The organism is Rhodopirellula maiorica SM1 (genome assembly GCF_000346295.1).
GTDB lineage: Bacteria > Planctomycetota > Planctomycetia > Pirellulales > Pirellulaceae > Novipirellula > Novipirellula maiorica.
In genome coordinates, this window is the sequence record NZ_ANOG01000214.1 from 1 (window position 1) to 2,982 (window position 2,982).

The 2,982-nt window shown below is 53.3% G+C and carries 3 protein-coding genes; 1 reads left to right on the forward strand and 2 read right to left on the reverse strand.

What is annotated here, in order from left to right:
- The coding region (ligD, locus tag RMSM_RS06585) for a non-homologous end-joining DNA ligase (RefSeq protein ID WP_008693267.1) at window positions 1–1,446 on the reverse strand (1,446 nt) is incomplete at its 3' end.
- Window positions 1,443–1,679 (reverse strand): hypothetical protein, encoded by a 237-nt coding sequence (locus RMSM_RS06590; protein WP_040764440.1) that lies wholly within the window; start codon window positions 1,677–1,679, stop codon window positions 1,443–1,445. The genes RMSM_RS06590 and ligD, both read right to left, overlap by 4 nt.
- Window positions 1,680–2,211: 532 nt before the next feature.
- Here RMSM_RS06590 and RMSM_RS06600 point away from each other — a divergent pair.
- Window positions 2,212–2,982, forward strand: a 771-nt coding sequence (locus RMSM_RS06600; protein ID WP_144057432.1) for a hypothetical protein, incomplete at its 3' end; no start/stop codon positions are given.

Sequence of the window (2,982 nt, forward strand, 5' to 3'; positions counted from 1 at the left end):
AAAAGATGCCTGCCGAAGCTGTTTTGAATCCGTCCAACTGGCGAAGTCAACATCGGCGACCGTCACAGGTTGAACCCAGTGCGTTTCAAGATCGCGACCCCGACGGCGACGTGATCCCGAAGGTAGTTCGGACAGTGTCGGCTTCGGCGTGCCAAGTGTTTTCAAGCGAGTGAGGATGTCCGTCGCTTCGCGCTCGTTCCAACCCGTTCCAACGCGGCCAGCAAATTGCAGTTCCTGTTCGGAGTCGTAATACGCTAGTAGCAGGCTGCTGAGTGAGAAATCGGACAGTTCATAACCGACAACGACGAGACTCTCTCGGTATCGAAACTTGGTCTTCAGCCAATCGCTCGCACGGCCAGAGGTATACGCACGATCCAACCGTTTCGACACGATTCCCTCCAAGCCAAGCGATTGGCATTGTCGGATCAATTCGTCGACACCGCCTGCAACATGGTCGAGGTATTGAAGTCGTGCCAGGCCAGCGTCGGCTACGAGAGTTTTCAAAGCGGACTTACGATCCAGCAACGGCAGCTCGCGATAGTCGACTCCGCCCAGAAAAAGCAAATCAAAGGCGAAATAGGCCAGCACGATCTCGCGATCCGATATCGCCCGGCCAAGCAGGTCGAAGTTACTCTTGCCTGATTGATCCAGGGCAACCAATTCTCCGTCGATGATCGTGCCCGGCGAATCCAGCTTCACCATCTCATCGACAATCGCAGAATAGCGACGGGTCCAATCATGCCCAGACCGCGTGATCAGTCGAACACCGTCGGTTCGCCATTGGGCCTGGATCCGATAACCATCCATCTTCAATTCATGTATCCATGTGCCACCCGATGGCGGCTGGTCGACGAGTGATGGTAGTTTCGGTGGAATGAATTTGGGCAGAGTTACGCCGCCATCCCGGTCGCCCTCGGAAAGGACGCTGCCCGGATATTCCTGCACGACATCGACATCGGTTCTCGCGTCCTGGTCATCGCGTTTGGACAACAACCATTGCTGCTGTTTGCCCTTCGGTTTCGTGCGAACCAAAACCCAGTCGCCACGCAATCGGCGACCGTCGAGCCGGAACTTCAGCTTTCCCGTTTGAAGCATTTTGGCTGGATCGCCGTCTGGATGCCAAGTTCCGGTATCCCATACCACGACTTTGCCGGCACCGTACTGTCCTTTCGGGATGACGCCTTCAAAGTCGGCATATCCGAGGGGGTGATCTTCGACTTCGACTGCCAGTCGCTTGTCCGCTGGGTCCAGGCTTGGTCCTCGCGGCACAGCCCAGCTCTTCAATACGCCTTCGTGTTCAAGCCGAAAATCGAAATGCAGATTGCGCGCGTTGTGCTTCTGTACGACGAATCGTAAACCCAATGAAGCACGCTCTATCGGATGCGTCCCCAAGGGTTCGGGACTCTGGTCGAAATCACGTTTGCGTTGATAGTCGTCGAGTGTCAATGGATCGTCTCGGATATTTGGCTCGACGGACGAAAATCACCTTGTAACGTAGCGTGTCGCTCGCCCATTGGCAGTGCAAAACGCCAGAGTTTTTCGCCGCCATCGAATTCCAAAACCTTGATCATGTCGATCACCAACAGTGCCACGTTACTTTGAGCCGGGACATTACCGTAGAGCGACTGTGCCCCCTTCGGTACTGCATCATATTCAGGATTCGTGCAAGAATCGATCACGAAGTTGATCTCGGAGTTCTGGCATGCAATAAGCTGCGTTTTCGAAACATTTTCCCTACTGCATTACCGGCAAAAACATTGGGAGCAAAATGATGGGTTCTGGGTAGAAAACAGTCGACGTTGCGATCTCCCGAATCGAATCCAGAAATTTTTCTGTCCGTTATTTTTTTGCCGGCCAATAGAGCAGTGCGGCCGTGGGACAAACCGCCGTGGGTTTTGTTGAGGCACATTCTTTCCAAGCGGCATCACGGCGAATGCAAAGCTTTGAGACACCGGCTGGAGTGGTGCAGGGGATTCTGCCGTTGCTGTTGATCCTGTTTGGATGCGGTATTGGGCTTTGTCGTGTCGATTCGTATTTTCAGGAAATGTGTGTAACACGTTCCCTCGTTCCACGCTTTGCAGGTCAGACAAACATTCCACCCCCTATTCAATTCGGAGATCAGTGATGCCGACTCGAATTCACTTTTGTGCCAGCCTGCTTTTTCTCGGTTTGCTGTCTGCTGTTGCGATGCCGCTTCGAGCTCAGGAAGGGGTGCCGTTTTCGGACGTCCTGCCTCCTGCCTCGGAGGACGAAGACGACATCGAACTTATTGATGATTGGTTGGAAAACACGGTCGTTCTTGTCGGGACTCCTGGCGACGACAAGATCACGATTGAAGTCGAAGACGATCAAATTCGTTTCTGGGTGAACGATGAAAGTGTCGGCCGAATTCGCGAACGTGAGCTTCCCCCCATTCCCAGAGAGGGAGACCCAGAGCAAATGATTCCTGATCCCTCGTCCCTTCTCAAAATCATCGTTTCTGGCGCGGGAGGGAACGACTGTATTTCGCTGGGCGCAGATTCATCCGCGATGATTCTGTTTTTCCGCGTCAGGTTTCTGCTGTATGGGGGCGATGGGCATGACATTATTACCAGTGAAGGTGTCGAACACGTCACTGCTATCGGAGGTTTGGGAATCGACAATCTCATGGGCAACGGTTTTCAGTCCGAATACATCGGTAGCGAGATGCTCATCACGAATTTCAATGATCTTAATGGCGTGATCTCACCGGACGGATGCAAGGACCACCTTTTTCCCGGCAACTTCGAGAGCACGGCCTATCGAAAACACTTTCTTCATTTCACGCCGGTGGTGTACACAAACCCGAGCTTCAAAGTACTGGACAAGACCCCACCCAAGCTCCCGGGCGTGCCTTCGATTGTCAGTCGCGAAAAAGGAGATTTGCTGACTCCTGAGGCAACCACTTTCGATACGATCCTTCTTGAGCAGGATGAGGTGCACAATGACGTCGGATGCGATGTC